Origin of the sequence: Brucella sp. NBRC 12950 (genome assembly GCF_030268145.1) — a bacterium.
Lineage (GTDB): Bacteria > Pseudomonadota > Alphaproteobacteria > Rhizobiales > Rhizobiaceae > Brucella.
This window is the reverse complement of sequence record NZ_BSQC01000006.1, coordinates 266,146-280,245: the sequence shown is the minus strand read 5'-3', so window position 1 is coordinate 280,245 and position 14,100 is coordinate 266,146. Positions and strand designations below refer to the sequence as shown.

Below are 14,100 nucleotides of genomic sequence, written 5' to 3'. Positions count from 1 at the left end.
GCGAATTCGCAACTACGCTTAAAGTGGTTCCAGTTAAGATTAAATCGTTGGAACCGCTTCGCACTTTTGCTGAAAATGCTATAAATTTGAGAATACTCTGACCGGGTTCCGGTCAGAGTTTTCCAGTCAAGGCTGCATTCAGCAAATCGAGTGCGCCCTGTTTTGTGAGCTCGATTGGATTGCCGCCAGCCGTTGGATCGACGATGGCCATCTCGGCGATGAGGTCTTTGCGGGCTGTATCCAGTTCAAGGCCTTTGACGAATTCCGGCAATGTATTCGGCACGCCGAGGTCTGTGCGCAGCTTCAAGATAGCATCAACAAAGCCATCGAAACCACCTTCAATATCCAGATAATCGGCAAGGCGTTCAATGCGCTTTTCGATAGCTGCCTGGTTGTGCTTGAGCACATAGGGCATGAAGACGGCATTGGTCATGCCATGATGCGTGTCGTAAAGCGCGCCGATTGGGTGAGAGAGGGAGTGGATGGCACCAAGCCCTTTCTGAAACGCAGTTGCTCCCATTGAAGCTGCGGCCATCAGATTGGCGCGCGCTTCAATATCTGCCCCATCGACATAAGCTTTGGGCAGATTTTCAAACACAAGACGGATGCCTTCAACCGCAATGCCGTCAGCCATCGGATGAAAGCCCGGTGCGCAATAGGCTTCCAGACAATGTGCCAATGCATCCATGCCGGTTCCTACCGTGATGAAGGGCGGCATACCGGTCGAAAGCTCTGGATCGGCAATGACCGTTACAGGCAGCATTTTGGGGTGGAAAATGACTTTTTTTGTATGGGTGGATTCATTGGTCAGCACGCCGGCGCGTCCAACTTCCGAGCCGGTACCAGCGGTTGTCGGTACTGCGATGATAGGTGCAATCGCATTGCTGTCGGCGCGGGTCCACCAGTCGCCAATGTCTTCAAAGTCCCAGACATCGCGGGTCTGGCCTGCCTGAAAAGCGATGAGCTTGCCTAGATCAAGCGCCGAGCCTCCACCAAAAGCAATCACGCCGTCATGCTTGCCGTCTTTAAAAACCTGCACACCAGCATAAAGATTGCTTTCAACCGGATTGGGCTTCACATCGGAGAAGACTGCATATTTGACGCTGGCTCCTTCAAGAATAGCGAGTGTGGAAGCGACGACGGGAAGTTTTGCGAGGCCGGGATCGGTAACGAACAATGGGCGTTCAATACCGGCTGCTTTGAGAACTGCAGGCAGTTCCTTTATGCGACCTGGCCCAAAAAGCACGGTTGTCGGGAAATTCCATTTGGCAGTCAGAGTGGTCATGTCATTTTTTCCGAATAATGCGTCAGAGAAATTGTTCAGATTTTTTCACGCAGGTGGAAGGATTTTGGTCGCGTGAGATTGCTGTAACCAATGGGCGAAAGGGCAGCACCCTTGCCGGTATCTTTCACCCCTGTCCAGACCAGTGCCGGGTCGAGGTAATCGCAGCGGTTCATGAAGACCGTTCCGGTCTCGATGCGGTCGCCAAGGCTCGCTGCATGGTCCGTGTCGCTTGTCCATAACGAAGCGGTGAGGCCGTAGATGCTATCATTCATCAGCGCGAGCGCTTCCTCATCATTGCGCACTTTCATGATGCCAACAATGGGGCCAAAGCTTTCTTCACGCATGACACTCATCTGGTGGTCGACATGAGTTAGCACTTCTGGTGCAATATAAGGTGAACTGGCGATGTCGCTCTCAACCTTCATATTGACGTGCGCTTTGGCACCCTTGCGCAAGGCTTCGGCCTTCTGCTCGCGGATGAGATCGGCAAATCGTGCCTGCGCCATCGGTCCCAGCGTGGTTGCGCTATCGAGCGGATTGCCGACCACATATTGCTTTGTGAGGTCGATGAATCCATCGACGAAGCGGTCATAGACGGCCTCATGCACATAGATACGTTCGATACCGCAGCAGCATTGACCGGAATTGAAAAAGGCACCATCGACCAGATTGGCAACGGCATGGTCGAGATTGACGTCGGGCAGCACATAGGCCGGGTCTTTTCCGCCAAGCTCGAGCCCCAGCGACATGAAAGTGCCGGAGGCTGCCTTTTCGATTGCCCGGCCACCGCCGACGGAGCCGGTAAAATTAATATGGTCGATTGAGCCAGACCCCAGCAGCTTTTCCGTAGATGTATGATCAAGAACGATATTCTGGAACACGCCTTTTGGAATACCAGCCTTCTCAAATGCTTGCGCGAAGCGTTCGCCCGTTAGCAGAGTTTGTGTGGCGTGTTTAAGAAGAACAGTATTGCCCGCCATCAATGCCGGAATGACCGTGTTGACGGCGGTGAGATAGGGATAGTTCCAAGGTGCGATGACCATGACCACGCCGAGCGGAACGTGCTTTACGTAACGGCGAAAGCCATCTTTCTGTGCTGGAACATAAGGCTCCAGTGCTTCTTCTGCGATGTCGATCATATACTGACCGCGTTCCTGAACGCCGCCATTCTCGCCGCCATAGCGCGTAGGCCGCCCCATTTGCCATGCGATTTCGGGGATGATCTCGTCCTGCAGTGCAGCGAGCGCATCAAGTGCCAAACGGCAATAGTGTGCGCGTTCTGCGATACTTGTAGCTGCCCAGCCGTGTTGCGCCCGGCGCGCCGCTGTGACCGCCGCATGGATCGCGGTGTCACTGGCATAGGCGCGTTCTGCATAAATCGAGCCATCGATAGGGGAGATAATTCTGGCCGTGCCGCTCATTGGGCAATTCCTCTATGCTTTATATAATTTAATAGCGTTCAAAACCGCGATGCAGTTCCCAGTCTGTGACGCGGCGGTCATATTCAATCTGCTCCCAGTGCGCGGTGTGGACATAGTGATTGACCACTTTTTCACCGAGCGCTTCCTTGAGGAATGCCGAGTTTTTGAGGGCCTCTGCCGCTTCACGTAGCGTGTATGGAATTTCCTTGAGTTTGACCGCGCTGTAGGCGTCCCCCACAAATGGGTCTTCCAGCTCCAGATTTTCGTCGATCCCCCTAAGCCCTGCTGCAATAAGCGCTGCAAAGGCCAGATAAGGGTTGAGATCGGCACCGCCGATCCGGCACTCGATGCGAATGCCTTTGGTGCCTTCGCCGCAGAGCCGGAAACCCGCCGTGCGATTGTCCTGGCTCCACATGATTTTTGTGGGTGCGAATGTGCCCGCCTGAAAACGCTTGTAGGAGTTGATATAGGGTGCCAGAAAATAGGTGTAATCAACAGCGTACTTGAGCTGGCCCGCCACCCATGAGCGCATAAGCGGCGTCATCGTATTGGGTGCTTTGGGATCGAAGAACAGCGGTTCTTTGCCGTCGGCACTCCAGATGGAGTTGTGGATATGGCTCGAGCTTCCCGCTCTGCTATAATCATACTTCGCCATGAAAGTGATACACTTGCCATGGGCCTCGGCAATTTCCTTCATGGCATTTTTCATAATGACATGGCGGTCGGCCATTTCCAGCGCTTCTGCGTAGCGAACATTGAGTTCCTGTTGTCCCGGTCCCCATTCACCTTTGGAGTTTTCAACCGGGATACCCGCGGCACCCAGATGATTGCGCATGGCGCGCAGAACCTGCTCTTCCTTGGTGGTTAGATGGATGACATAATCCTGCACATAAGGAGAGGCGGTTTCCATCTCCTGCCAGCGTTTTGCGCGTGCGGTTTTATATGTCTCGTCAAAAAGATAGAATTCGAGTTCCGACGCGAAATAGGCGCGATAGCCGCGCTCGTGCAGACGCGCGAGCTGCTTCTTGAGGATAGCGCGCGGCGAATGTGCAAGATCTTCATGATCGTGGTGATCCAGCACGTCGCAGAGGACGATTGCTGTCTTTTCCAACCATGGCGCGCGGCGCAATGTTGAGAGATCGGGCTTTATGACAAAATCGCCGTATCCCTTGTCCCAGCTTGCGGCCTCATAGCCTGGAACCGGTTCCATATCGATGTCGTCTGCCAAAAGATAATTGCAGCCATGCGTTTCATCATGGGCGGATTCCACAAAGAATGGTCCGTAGAAGCGTTTGCCAATCAGACGCCCTTGCATGTCAACAAAACATGCAAGAACGGTGTCAATCTCGTCATTTGCGACGGCTTTTTTTAGTGTGTCGAAAGTCAACTGTTCGGCCATTTAATGCTTCGCTCCTCACGGGATAAAATCATGGGCGCCGCGCATTTTTACGCGACGCCCTAAACTGTTAACTGTATCGATAAGGCGCACCCGCATTGCGCATGGTTTCCTGATACTTCTTCAGGATTGCGACCACTTTGGCATTGCGTTCGCTCTGCTTGGCAACATCGTCCCAGAACTCAAGCGCGGCGTCTTCAATCTGCTTCCATTCGGATTCTGGAATGGTGGTGAGTTCGAGTTTGCCGCCGGTGGTGCGATAATGCGCTTCACCCCACCAGTACCAATGTTGTCGATGATAGTGCGAGGAATCCATCGCTAGTCGGAACAGCGTTTTGAGATGGTCTGGTACTGCCTCCCATTTTTCAGTATTCGCGAAATAAGAGCCAGCCCATGCACCATTGATGTTGTTGGTAAGGTAGTATTTGTTGATGTCGGCCCAGCCGACAGTATAAGCCTCGGTTGCGCCGCACCAGGCAACGCCGTCGAGTTCGCCGGTCTGAATGGCGACCTCGATGTCTTCCCACGGTAGCGTCACAGGTACGACGCCAAACTTTGTGAGGAAGCGTCCGCCCGTCGGGAAGGTGAAGACGCGCAACCCCTGAAGGTCGGCAACGCTGCGGATGGGCTTGGTGGTAACGAAGTTACATGGGTCCCACGAACCAGCACTCAGCCATGTGACGCCCGGAATTTCCTTATAGGCTTCTTCCCAGATTTCATTGAGGCCATACCAGTTAAACAGTGCTGGCACATCGAGACTGTAGCGGGACGCGAATGGGAAATAAGCCCCGAAAACGGCAACATCGACAGGTGATGCCATGGAGTCATCATCGCTCTGTGCCGCATCAATTGTACCTGACTGCACAGCACGGAAAAGTTCGCCCTGCGGCACAAGCTGATCAGCAGTATAAAGTTCGATCACCATTTCGCCGTTTGCAGCCTTATTAAAAGCATCGATCGACGGCTTGATAACGTGTTCTGCGAGTGCTGGACCGGCATAGGTCTGCAGCCGCCATTTAATGGGGCTTTGTGCCCGCACATAAGGTGTAGCCAGTGTGGTGGCGCCTAACGCCCCCACGGTTGTCAGCCCCGCTCTTTTGAGAAAGTCACGTTTATTAAGCTTGTTATTCTCGCTCATGCCCATTCTCCCAATTGTTGTTTGATGTTCCCTTTGTTGCTGCTGGTCTGGCCGCTTTCCGGCTCTTTTGACCATTCTTATGCGTGTTCCTCCGTAATTGTTTTCATCGGCCCATGTACCAGTTCGGCAGCCACATCGCGATCTCAGGAAAGATCATTAGAATGATAATGGTCAGCACCATGAGAAAGAAGAATGGAACGATGGATCGATAGATATCCATCAATGTCACCTCCTTCGGCGCCAACGCTCGCATCATGAAGAGATTATATCCGAATGGCGGCGTGATATAGGCAATCTGGCAGGTGATGGTGTAGAGAATGCCAAACCATATGGGGTTGAATCCGAGGCTCTTGACCAGTGGAATATAGAGAGGCGCCACGATCACCAACATAGCGGTGTCGTCAAGGAACATGCCCAATATGATGAAGGAAAAAAGCATCAGAATTAGAATTGTCCAAGGCGACAAATCAAAAGTTCCAAGTAAAAGCCGTTCGATTGCCTTTACTGCTCCAAGGCCGTCATAGACTGACGAGAAGCAAAGTGCAGCCAGAATGATCCAAAGGAACATACAGGTGATGGTCAGGGTGTTGCGGGTGGTGGTTTCCCACACGGCTTTTGTCAGACGCTTGGTGAACAGTGCAGCCAGAGTTGCCAGCAGAGCCCCGATGGCCGAGCTTTCCACGAGGCTTGTGATACCCGTCAAAAACATTCCCATCATGGTACCGAAGATTACCAGCGGAAGCAGCCCCACTTGAAGTGAGGAGATTCGCTCGGCCCAGGTAATCCGCTCGAGCTCCTCCTTGGGTAGGGTTGGTCCAAGCTCGGGGTTCAAGCGGCAACGGATATAAATATAGATGGCAAAAAGTGTAGCCATCAGCAGACCTGGACCGATGCCCGCCAGCCAGAGTTGGAGAACTGGCTGACGTGCGATCATTGCGTAAAGGACGAGAACCACACTTGGCGGAATCAGAATGCCGAGCGAACTACCAGCCTGAATAACGCCTGTCACCATGACCTTATTATAACCGCGCTTCAAAAGTTCAGGCAGGGCGACGGTTGCACCAATAGCCATCCCGGCCACGCTCAGGCCGTTCATGCAGGAAATGATAACCATCAGGCCGATGGTGCCCAAAGCCAGACCGCCGCGAATGCCGCCGAACCACACGTGGAACATGCGGTAGAGATTGCTGGCGATACCGGATTCCGAAAGCATGTAACCCATGAAGACGAAGAACGGCACCGTGATCAGCGGATACCAGTTCAGTACCGCGAAAGTAGCATTGTAAGGCATCTCGAAAGAGCCTTTGCCCCAGAGCAGAAGGGCCGCAATCGCGCCGACAAAACCGATGACACCGAAGACACGCTGCCCCGTCATCAGCAGCAGCATCATTGTGGCAAACATGAAAAGGGTGATGAGTTCCGAACTCATATGTGATGCCCTTCCTCAATCGCCGATCCTGCAATTGTATTGATTGGCTTTCCGCGTAACGACGCCCAATCCTTGAAGAAGTTCGAGATACATTGCAGAAGGAGGAGGAAGATACCGACCGTCATGATGAGTTTAATTGGCCAGAGCACTGGTGCCCATGCCGTATAATTTTTCTGGCTGTAGGTGATTGCGTAATTGGTTGATGAAATCCCACCCATCACCATCACGCCGAGATAGAAGATGATGAAGAGAATGGTGATCATGTCTGTGATAGCTTTTTTGCGCGGTGTGAGGCGATCAAAGAACAGATCCATCCGCACATGCGCGCCCTGTTGCATGGCGTAAGCGCCGCCCAGCAGATAATAGGCTGAAAGCAGAAACTGGGACATTTCGAGCACCCAGTTGACCGGTACGCCCAAAACAACACGCGAGAAGGTCGAATAAAGAAGACATGCGCCGAGCACGAAGAACAGATACATCGCAAAACGCCCGACATAGTAGTTCAGTGCATCAACATATTTGACGAACAGTCTGATTGGCTTGGGCATTTCCCGCTCCTTCAGGCTTTCGATCCGCTGAGTTGAGTTTGAGAGGCAAGATCGTTTCCGATTGCCGCGAAAATTGTAATTAGCCGTTCTGCCCATTGCGCTTGTGTTTCTGCACCCGCAATTTCGTTGTTGCGCAGTTCGATCATCACGCAAGGCGTGTTGCGTGGGCGCGCGTGGCGTTCCAGCGTGTAATAGACCCGGTCGGCGGGCGAGTAAGGCTCGTTGATGCCGACATTCAGGTTCTTGTCTTGCGCAAGCGCTGCAATCAGCGGCTTTGCAATGCGATCATCCTCATCATGGATGATTCCGATCTGCCACGGCCGTGAGACACTACGATAAACCGGCGTGAACGAATGGATGGTGACGATCCAGGACGGCAATCCACGCTTTGCGCGTTCCGCGATAACTTCTTCGATGCGCGTATGAAAAGGCCGGTGCGAAAGGTCGATCCGTGCAGTGCGTTCAATCGAGCTCAGGTCATGATTGCCGGGGATGAGAGTGGTTTCGCTGATCTCCGGTATCAGGTCAGTTGCGTGGAGTGGCCGATTGCAATCAATCAGCAAACGAGACAGCCCGGACTCCACCAGAGGCGCGTTCAAACCTGCACTCAGCCGACGCGCAACCTCAACTGCGCCTGGATCCCAGGCGATGTGCGCTTTCAGTGCTTCAGCATCTAAACCAAGGCTGTTGAAGCGTTCCGGAATCAAGTTTGAAGCATGTTCGCAGACTAACAGCCAAGGGCTGTTGCCGTTCCCATTTACGACAATAACAGGCGCGCACGAAGCCGTGCGATCTTCTCGCTCGTCCGTCATTCTGTTTGTTCCCCGCGCTGTAACTTATGTTACGTTTTTTCAGATTATGCGCTATTGCGGATTATTTGATACGGCCTATGATAATTTGTCAAACACAATTTCGCCCAAATTTAAAAAGGGCAGGCTTGAATGGAAACAGCGTGCAGACGAGTGCCACAGTCGCTGAACTGATCAATGAACGGATCGATGCAATGCCTGCGGGAGAGCGAAGCGCTGCGCAGACGCTGATCGCGAATTATCCTATGTTGGGTTTGAAAACGGTCGCTGAATTCTCCGCACAGGCCGGGGTCAGTTCGCCGACAATCCTGCGTTTCGTCAATCGCCTGGGTTTCCAGAATTATCCTGATTTTCAGGCTCGTTTGCAGGATGAGCTTGCTGCCCAATTACAGTCTCCGCATCATCGCAATGCGCGGCCGGACAAAGAGCAGGACAAGGCCTATCCGGCTGTCGAGCATACGCTTGAGAATATCCGCGAAAGCTTCCGGCATTTGGGCGAGAAGCAACTTAAACAGGCAGTTGCTGCTCTTTGTAACTCCAAGGGCAATGTTTACCTGATCGGCGGACGTTTCACCGACCCTATCGCGCAATATATGGCAGCGCATATGACCATTATCCGGCCTAATGTTTTTCATCTTGGCGGGCAGGAAAGTGTATGGCGGGATCGTCTGCTTGATATGGGCAAGCGTGATGTGCTCGTGGTGTTTGATATTCGCCGTTATCAGGACAGTCTTCTGAGGCTGGCGGAGAAGGCGCGAGGGCGCGGGGTGGAAGTTATCCTTGTGACTGACCAGTGGCTTTCGCCGATCGCGCGGGTATCGCGTCATGTTCTTGCAGGCCGCATAGCGGTGCCGTCTGCATGGGACTCATCGGCGGCACTTTTCGTGCTGGCTGAAACAATCATTCGTGAAATGACGCGCGTTCTTGAAAAAGACAGTGCGGCCCGTATCGCTGAACTCGAAGCATTACGCTGATTACCAGTTGAGAGCTTAACTCGGGTATCCCTCTGAAAAATAGTCGCTTCGGCGCTGCGGGAACGTCGTTCCTTCGCCGCATCGTTGGTTTGCAGCTTTTTTAACGCGCTCAAAAGATTTTTCTCAATAGAAATGAAAGCACAAAAGCTGCTTGACTCAACTTATGACATAAGTCATATGACAGAGGCTGCGTTTACTCGACGAGGATCGGGGTATTCAAAAGACGCCGCGGGAGGAAAGGTCGAAGCGCAACAGGGAGCGTGCTTGGACAAAAAAGCTGGAGGAAATCATGTTTACGAAACTGTTCAGGCGGTTTGCGCTTGCGGCATCTTTCGCGTCTGTTGTGTGCTTTGGTACATCATCGGCGATTGCTCAGTCTCTGTCAGATATCACTGGAAAAGGCACTGTAACGATCGGTGTACTGACGGGCATTCCGCCCTATGATACGGTTGATGCCAGCGGCAAAACCGATGGCTTTCTCGTCGATGTAGCACGCGATGCGGCTAAGGCACTTGGCGTCAATCTCGAAGTTGTGCCGGTTAATAACGCTTCTCGTTCTGCGGCACTTGAGTCCGGACGCGTTGACTTTTTGATTGCGCAGATGACAGCGACGCCGGAACGCGCAAAGACATTTCTCATGACCAATCCCTATGGCGCTTATGAAATGCGTTTCATTGCCGCCAAGGATTTGAAGGTCGAAACTCTGCAGGATCTGGCTGGAAAGCGCATCTCGGTGCCAAAGGGAAGTACGCAGGATGTGGCGGTCAGCGGCTATGGCATCGAAGGACTGGAAGTTGTCCGTTTTGATGACGATGCGCTAGCAATGCAAGCCCTGATTTCAGGCCAAGTCGATGCGACAGCGGCGGTGGCAACAGTTGCAGAAGACATCATAAAAAAGCGCAACCTCACCAATCTGGAGATCAAGAAAGACGTTCCGATCTTTACGCTCTATTGGTCGATGGCTACCCGTAAAGGCTCGACAGAGCTGCATCAGTGGCTGAACAACTTCATCTATTATCAGGAAGTGACCGGTCGCCTGAATGAACTCCACGAGAAGTGGATCGGCGGGCCTATTCCTGGTGGAAAACTCCCGACGTTCTAAGCCTTTTCTGTCTGATCGGCGTCGCATGCCGCAATGTATGCGACTGCCTGTTCCTTCATGCCGTGTTCTTTGTGCAAGGCCCTGCCCGATGAAAGAATATGCATAAAAGTTAAAGTGTTACGGCATCTCGCAACCCCGCTTCTGCGCCGCTGTTAACTCTGAAAGATCAACACAATGGCCTATGAAATGGACTTCGCTCCGGTCCTAGCCCGAGCACCCGAGCTTGTAACCGGAACAATCAACACGATAATCCTGTCAGCAGAGGCAATTGCCATCGGCCTTACGATTGGTCTTGCTGTGGCCCTGCTGCGCTTTGATGGCCCACGCTGGGGCAGGAAAATCGGCGCGGTCTATGTTGAAGCATTCCGCAATACACCGCTTCTGGTGCAACTCTTTCTGATCTACTTCGGCTTGCCTTACACAGGGATCAAGCTGGACGCCAATCAGGCGGCGATATTCGCTGTTTCACTTAATCTTGGAGCCTATTCGGCAGAGATATTTCGCGCAGGTCTGATCGCCATTCCCAAGACCCAGATTCAGGCTGGTCTGGCACTTGGCCTGTCTCAGTTTCAGGTCATGCGCTACGTGGTTTTGGTTCCTGCGCTTCGCATCATCTATCCGGCATTGACCGGCCAGCTGACGCTGACCTTGCTTGGCACTTCGATTGTGTCGGCGGTTTCGGCGAAGGAGCTGACCATGGCAGCAGGAACGATCGAGTCACAGACGTTCAGGAGCCTAGAAACCTTCTTGATCGTGGCCGCCATCTATATCTGCATCACGTTTTTCTTCCGCTTCATCTACATGCTGTTTGGTCTCTGGTTGTTCCGCCGCCGCGTGGATGTGGGCAATGAAACTGGGGCGCTGACGCTCGACGTTCAGGAGCAAAAGCCATGATCCAGTCATTCGGATGGACAAGCATTCAGTTTCTGATCCAGGGCCTTTGGTGGACAGTAGGTCTCTCGCTTATCACTTTCGTCTGCGGTGGCATTCTCGGATTGCTGTTTGCGCTGGGGCGCTCGCTCGGGCCGAGGTGGCTGCGCTGGATCATCATGGGCTACATTCAGCTCGTGCAGGCAACACCGCTTCTGATCCTGCTGTTCTTATCATTCTATGGTCTTAGCTTCCTTGGCTTTTACTTTCCACCGCTGGCAGCCGCAGCAATCTCGCTGACGATCTACACGACAGCGTTTCTGGCAGATATTTGGCGCGGTTGCATTGAGTCGATCCCCCGAGCTCAGTGGGAAGCTTCGGATTCGCTTGCGCTCAGTGGTACCCAAACGCTGCGCTACGTGATCCTGCCGCAAGCCTTTCGCATAGCACTTGGTCCAACAGTCGGCTTTATGGTGCAGGTGATCAAGAATACGTCGGTGACGGCTTTGATCGGCTTTGTCGAGCTTACCCGCGCCGGACAGCTTCTCAACAATATGACCTTCCAGCCTTTCCACGTCTTCCTGACGGTCGCAGTGATGTACTTCGCCCTTTGCTACCCGTTGTCGTGGTGGAGCGAGAAATTAAAGGAGCAGAAAAATGCCAGCGCTGCGCATTGATAACCTGCAAAAATCTTTCGGCTCTCTGCCTGTTCTAAAAGGTGTGGACCTCTCGGTTGAGCCTGGTGAAACCGTTGCCGTTATCGGGCGGTCTGGTTCTGGCAAAAGCACGATGTTGCGCTGCATCAACGGGCTTGAGCCATTCAACTCTGGCTCAATCGAAGTGGTTGGGCATAGGCTTGATGGCACCAACAAGGGGCTACGCGATTTACGCAAGGAAGTTGGGATGGTGTTTCAGAGCTACAATCTGTTTCCGCATCTCACCGTCGCTGAAAACATCAAGCTGGCCCCGCGCCTTGTGAAGAATGTGTCCAAAGCAGAGCAGGAAAAGCTGGTGGATGAAGTGCTGTCGAAAGTAGGCTTGCTGGAAAAGAAGAATGCCTATCCAGAATCTATGTCCGGTGGCCAGCAGCAGCGTGCGGCGATTGCCAGATCGTTGGCAATGAAGCCTAAAGTCATGCTGTTTGACGAAGTCACTTCTGCACTTGATCCGGAACTGACCGGTGAGGTTCTGAAGACCATCGCTGAACTCGCCAAAACTGGCATGACCATGCTTTTGGTAACGCACGAGATGGGTTTTGCCCGTCGTGTCGCGACCCACACCGTCTTCATGCATCAGGGAAAAGTTTGGGAGGCCGGGCTTTCCGAAGAACTTTTCGCAAATCCGAAAACGCCGGAATTGCAGGCGTTTATTTCCTCGGATGTGAAGTGAACCAACAATCATTAATTCCCCACATAACTACTGACTCAAGGAGAGAGAGCCGTGCCTGTAGTTGAAAATCTGAAACTGGCTGAAAAGCTGCGCAATGGCGAAGCGACGTTCGGCACAACATTCTACACCGGTTCGACGACAGCAATCGAGGTTGCTGGTAATTGGGGCTTGGATTTTGCCTTCATCGATGCTGAGCATACGCCCGTCAACGTCGATACCCATATGGAAAAGTTGGTGATGGCAGCGCTTCTTTCGGGGATCGCACCGCTGGTTCGTGTTCGCGGTACTAATGAATGGGATATCCGCAAGTCGTTGGAAATCGGCGCCACCGGAATTATCGTTCCCCAGGTCAATACCGCAGAGCAGGCTCGTGCAATCGTTCGTGCGGCAAAATTCCCACCATACGGCCGTCGTGGTGGCGACGCTTCATGTCGTGCCGCGGGTTTTGCCGGACCGGGCTTCCAGTGGTCATCCTACATGGAACGCGAGAACGCCAACAAGCTCGTTATCCCGATGGCAGAAAGCTTCGAATTCTTCGATAATATCGATGAAATTCTTGATGTCGAAGGCATTGATGTCATCAACTTCGGCCCAGCCGACTACTCGATTTCGCGCCGCATTTCGATCGACTATTCCATGTCGCATCCGGAAGTCGATGAGAAGTTGAGCGAGCTTATCGAAAAGTGTCATGCGCGCGACATCAAGGTCATGGCGCCATGCATTCCACCGGTTGCCGAGAGCGTAACTGCGCTCAAAAAGAAGGGCGTGGACATGATTATTATGGGTAATGACGTGATGTTCCTCAACGAAGGAAATCGTCGGGCGCGCGAAGCAATCGACGCGTCAGCCAAAGCGTAAAATCTGCAAGGAGAACCTACAATGACTGATATTTTTAGTGTCAAAGACCGCGTTGCGGTTGTGACAGGCGGACTCGGGCAGCTTGGAACGCAGTTTTCAAAGTCGTTGGCCGAAGCAGGTGCGAAGGTGGCAATCTTCAGCCGTCGCCCATTCACGAAGCAGCAGATTGCTGAAAAGTTTCCCGGACTTGAAGATCGTATCCGCCTTTATGAGGCAAGTGTCACAGACAAGGCTGCCCTAGAAGCTGCAACCAAACAACTGATCGCTGATTGGGGCGTACCTCATGTACTCGTCAACAATGCGGGTATCGATTCAAAGCCAGACGGTTCGGCAGAGCAGAATGCGCCATTTGAAGTCTATCCGCAGAAATTCTGGGATGAGATTATCGATACCAATCTGACCGGTGTTATGCTGACAAGTCAGGTTATCGGTAGCCACATGGCATCCGAAGGTCGCGGTTCAATCATCAATGTCGGTTCGATCTACGGTCTCGTTTCGCCAAACCAGGCGCTCTATGCCTATCGTGAAAAACGCGACGGCAAGCCGTTCATCAAAGCAATTTCCTATGCCGCTTCCAAGTCGGGACTTATCAATCTAACGCGCTATCTCGGCACCTATTGGGGTGAGAAGAACGTTCGGGTGAACCTGATTTCGTTCGGTGGTGTGAAGACTGCAAGCTTCGATAAAGAATTTATCGATGCGTTCCTTGATCGCGTACCAATGCGCCGCCAGGCTGAGATCAATGAATATAACGGTATCATCCGCTTCCTCGCATCCGACGCTTCGTCTTACATGACGGGTTCGAATGTCGTTGTGGACGGCGGCTTTACTGCTTGGTAAAGCTCGATATTACCGAGTAGGAAGAGGCTGAAACCAGAACC

The 14,100-nt window shown here is 52.7% G+C and carries 14 protein-coding genes; 7 read left to right on the top strand and 7 right to left on the bottom strand.

All coding sequences use genetic code 11. From position 1 onward, the window contains the following. Positions 1-112 precede the first annotated feature (112 nt). The 7 genes from QSJ70_RS12540 to QSJ70_RS12510 all read right to left on the bottom strand — a co-directional run bounded on the left by QSJ70_RS12540 (position 113) and on the right by QSJ70_RS12510 (position 8,029). Positions 113-1,285 (bottom strand): iron-containing alcohol dehydrogenase, encoded by a 1,173-nt coding sequence (locus QSJ70_RS12540; RefSeq protein ID WP_285536760.1) that lies wholly within the window; start codon positions 1,283-1,285, stop codon positions 113-115. A gap of 35 nt (positions 1,286-1,320) precedes the next feature. Beyond that, complete coding sequence (locus QSJ70_RS12535; RefSeq protein ID WP_285536758.1) at positions 1,321-2,706, bottom strand: aldehyde dehydrogenase family protein; 1,386 nt, start codon at positions 2,704-2,706, stop codon at positions 1,321-1,323. 28 nt (positions 2,707-2,734) lie between these two features. Continuing rightward, entirely contained in the window at positions 2,735-4,105 is a 1,371-nt protein-coding gene (locus QSJ70_RS12530) for a glutamine synthetase family protein (RefSeq protein WP_285536756.1), read from the bottom strand. Positions 4,106-4,172: 67 nt separating this feature from the next. After that, positions 4,173-5,240 (bottom strand): TRAP transporter substrate-binding protein, encoded by a 1,068-nt coding sequence (locus QSJ70_RS12525; RefSeq protein ID WP_215778427.1) that lies wholly within the window; start codon positions 5,238-5,240, stop codon positions 4,173-4,175. 103 nt (positions 5,241-5,343) lie between these two features. Continuing rightward, on the bottom strand, positions 5,344-6,669 hold the full coding sequence (locus QSJ70_RS12520; RefSeq protein ID WP_215778428.1) for a TRAP transporter large permease: 1,326 nt from the start codon (positions 6,667-6,669) through the stop codon (positions 5,344-5,346). Further along, on the bottom strand, positions 6,666-7,217 hold the full coding sequence (locus QSJ70_RS12515) for a TRAP transporter small permease subunit (protein ID WP_215778429.1): 552 nt from the start codon (positions 7,215-7,217) through the stop codon (positions 6,666-6,668). Before QSJ70_RS12515 ends, QSJ70_RS12520 begins: the two co-directional genes overlap by 4 nt. Before the next feature lie 11 nt (positions 7,218-7,228). Next, the gene (locus QSJ70_RS12510; protein WP_285536753.1) at positions 7,229-8,029 is read right to left on the bottom strand and encodes an N-formylglutamate amidohydrolase; all 801 of its coding nucleotides are present in this window, start codon (positions 8,027-8,029) and stop codon (positions 7,229-7,231) included. A 26-nt stretch (positions 8,030-8,055) separates the two neighbouring features. Here QSJ70_RS12510 and QSJ70_RS12505 point away from each other — a divergent pair, with 26 nt between their 5' ends. The 7 genes from QSJ70_RS12505 to QSJ70_RS12475 all read left to right on the top strand — a co-directional run bounded on the left by QSJ70_RS12505 (position 8,056) and on the right by QSJ70_RS12475 (position 14,059). Further along, on the top strand, positions 8,056-9,000 hold the full coding sequence (locus tag QSJ70_RS12505) for a MurR/RpiR family transcriptional regulator (RefSeq protein ID WP_256443866.1): 945 nt from the start codon (positions 8,056-8,058) through the stop codon (positions 8,998-9,000). A gap of 289 nt (positions 9,001-9,289) precedes the next feature. Next, a complete protein-coding gene (locus QSJ70_RS12500; protein ID WP_215778433.1) occupies positions 9,290-10,102 on the top strand; it encodes a transporter substrate-binding domain-containing protein in 813 nt (270 codons plus the stop codon). Positions 10,103-10,276: 174 nt separating this feature from the next. After that, on the top strand, positions 10,277-10,996 hold the full coding sequence (locus QSJ70_RS12495) for an amino acid ABC transporter permease (RefSeq protein ID WP_215778435.1): 720 nt from the start codon (positions 10,277-10,279) through the stop codon (positions 10,994-10,996). After that, positions 10,993-11,649: an amino acid ABC transporter permease gene (locus QSJ70_RS12490; protein WP_021585820.1), complete on the top strand. Its 657-nt coding sequence runs from the start codon at positions 10,993-10,995 to the stop codon at positions 11,647-11,649. The genes QSJ70_RS12495 and QSJ70_RS12490 overlap by 4 nt, the downstream gene beginning before the upstream one ends. Continuing rightward, complete coding sequence (locus QSJ70_RS12485) at positions 11,630-12,361, top strand: amino acid ABC transporter ATP-binding protein (protein ID WP_285536749.1); 732 nt, start codon at positions 11,630-11,632, stop codon at positions 12,359-12,361. Before QSJ70_RS12490 ends, QSJ70_RS12485 begins: the two co-directional genes overlap by 20 nt. A 51-nt stretch (positions 12,362-12,412) precedes the next feature. Continuing rightward, positions 12,413-13,219 (top strand): HpcH/HpaI aldolase family protein, encoded by an 807-nt coding sequence (locus QSJ70_RS12480; protein WP_007878391.1) that lies wholly within the window; start codon positions 12,413-12,415, stop codon positions 13,217-13,219. Positions 13,220-13,240: 21 nt separating this feature from the next. Next, positions 13,241-14,059, top strand: coding sequence for an SDR family oxidoreductase (locus QSJ70_RS12475; RefSeq protein ID WP_215778438.1), 819 nt, complete (start codon positions 13,241-13,243; stop codon positions 14,057-14,059). Positions 14,060-14,100: the final 41 nt, after the last annotated feature.

What these genes read in the sequence shown, in the direction of transcription:
- QSJ70_RS12525 (WP_215778427.1), bottom strand. Translation starts at nt 5,240, where the DNA reads ATGAGCGAGAATAACAAGCTTAATAAACGTGACTTTCTCAAAAGAGCG.
- QSJ70_RS12530 (WP_285536756.1), bottom strand. Translation starts at nt 4,105, where the DNA reads ATGGCCGAACAGTTGACTTTCGACACACTAAAAAAAGCCGTCGCAAAT.
- QSJ70_RS12515 (WP_215778429.1), bottom strand. Translation starts at nt 7,217, where the DNA reads ATGCCCAAGCCAATCAGACTGTTCGTCAAATATGTTGATGCACTGAAC.
- QSJ70_RS12495 (WP_215778435.1), top strand. Translation starts at nt 10,277, where the DNA reads ATGGCCTATGAAATGGACTTCGCTCCGGTCCTAGCCCGAGCACCCGAG.
- QSJ70_RS12485 (WP_285536749.1), top strand. Translation starts at nt 11,630, where the DNA reads ATGCCAGCGCTGCGCATTGATAACCTGCAAAAATCTTTCGGCTCTCTG.
- QSJ70_RS12540 (WP_285536760.1), bottom strand. Translation starts at nt 1,285, where the DNA reads ATGACCACTCTGACTGCCAAATGGAATTTCCCGACAACCGTGCTTTTT.
- QSJ70_RS12500 (WP_215778433.1), top strand. Translation starts at nt 9,290, where the DNA reads ATGTTTACGAAACTGTTCAGGCGGTTTGCGCTTGCGGCATCTTTCGCG.
- QSJ70_RS12490 (WP_021585820.1), top strand. Translation starts at nt 10,993, where the DNA reads ATGATCCAGTCATTCGGATGGACAAGCATTCAGTTTCTGATCCAGGGC.
- QSJ70_RS12475 (WP_215778438.1), top strand. Translation starts at nt 13,241, where the DNA reads ATGACTGATATTTTTAGTGTCAAAGACCGCGTTGCGGTTGTGACAGGC.
- QSJ70_RS12510 (WP_285536753.1), bottom strand. Translation starts at nt 8,029, where the DNA reads ATGACGGACGAGCGAGAAGATCGCACGGCTTCGTGCGCGCCTGTTATT.
- QSJ70_RS12535 (WP_285536758.1), bottom strand. Translation starts at nt 2,706, where the DNA reads ATGAGCGGCACGGCCAGAATTATCTCCCCTATCGATGGCTCGATTTAT.
- QSJ70_RS12505 (WP_256443866.1), top strand. Translation starts at nt 8,056, where the DNA reads ATGTTACGTTTTTTCAGATTATGCGCTATTGCGGATTATTTGATACGG.
- QSJ70_RS12520 (WP_215778428.1), bottom strand. Translation starts at nt 6,669, where the DNA reads ATGAGTTCGGAACTCATCACCCTTTTCATGTTTGCCACAATGATGCTG.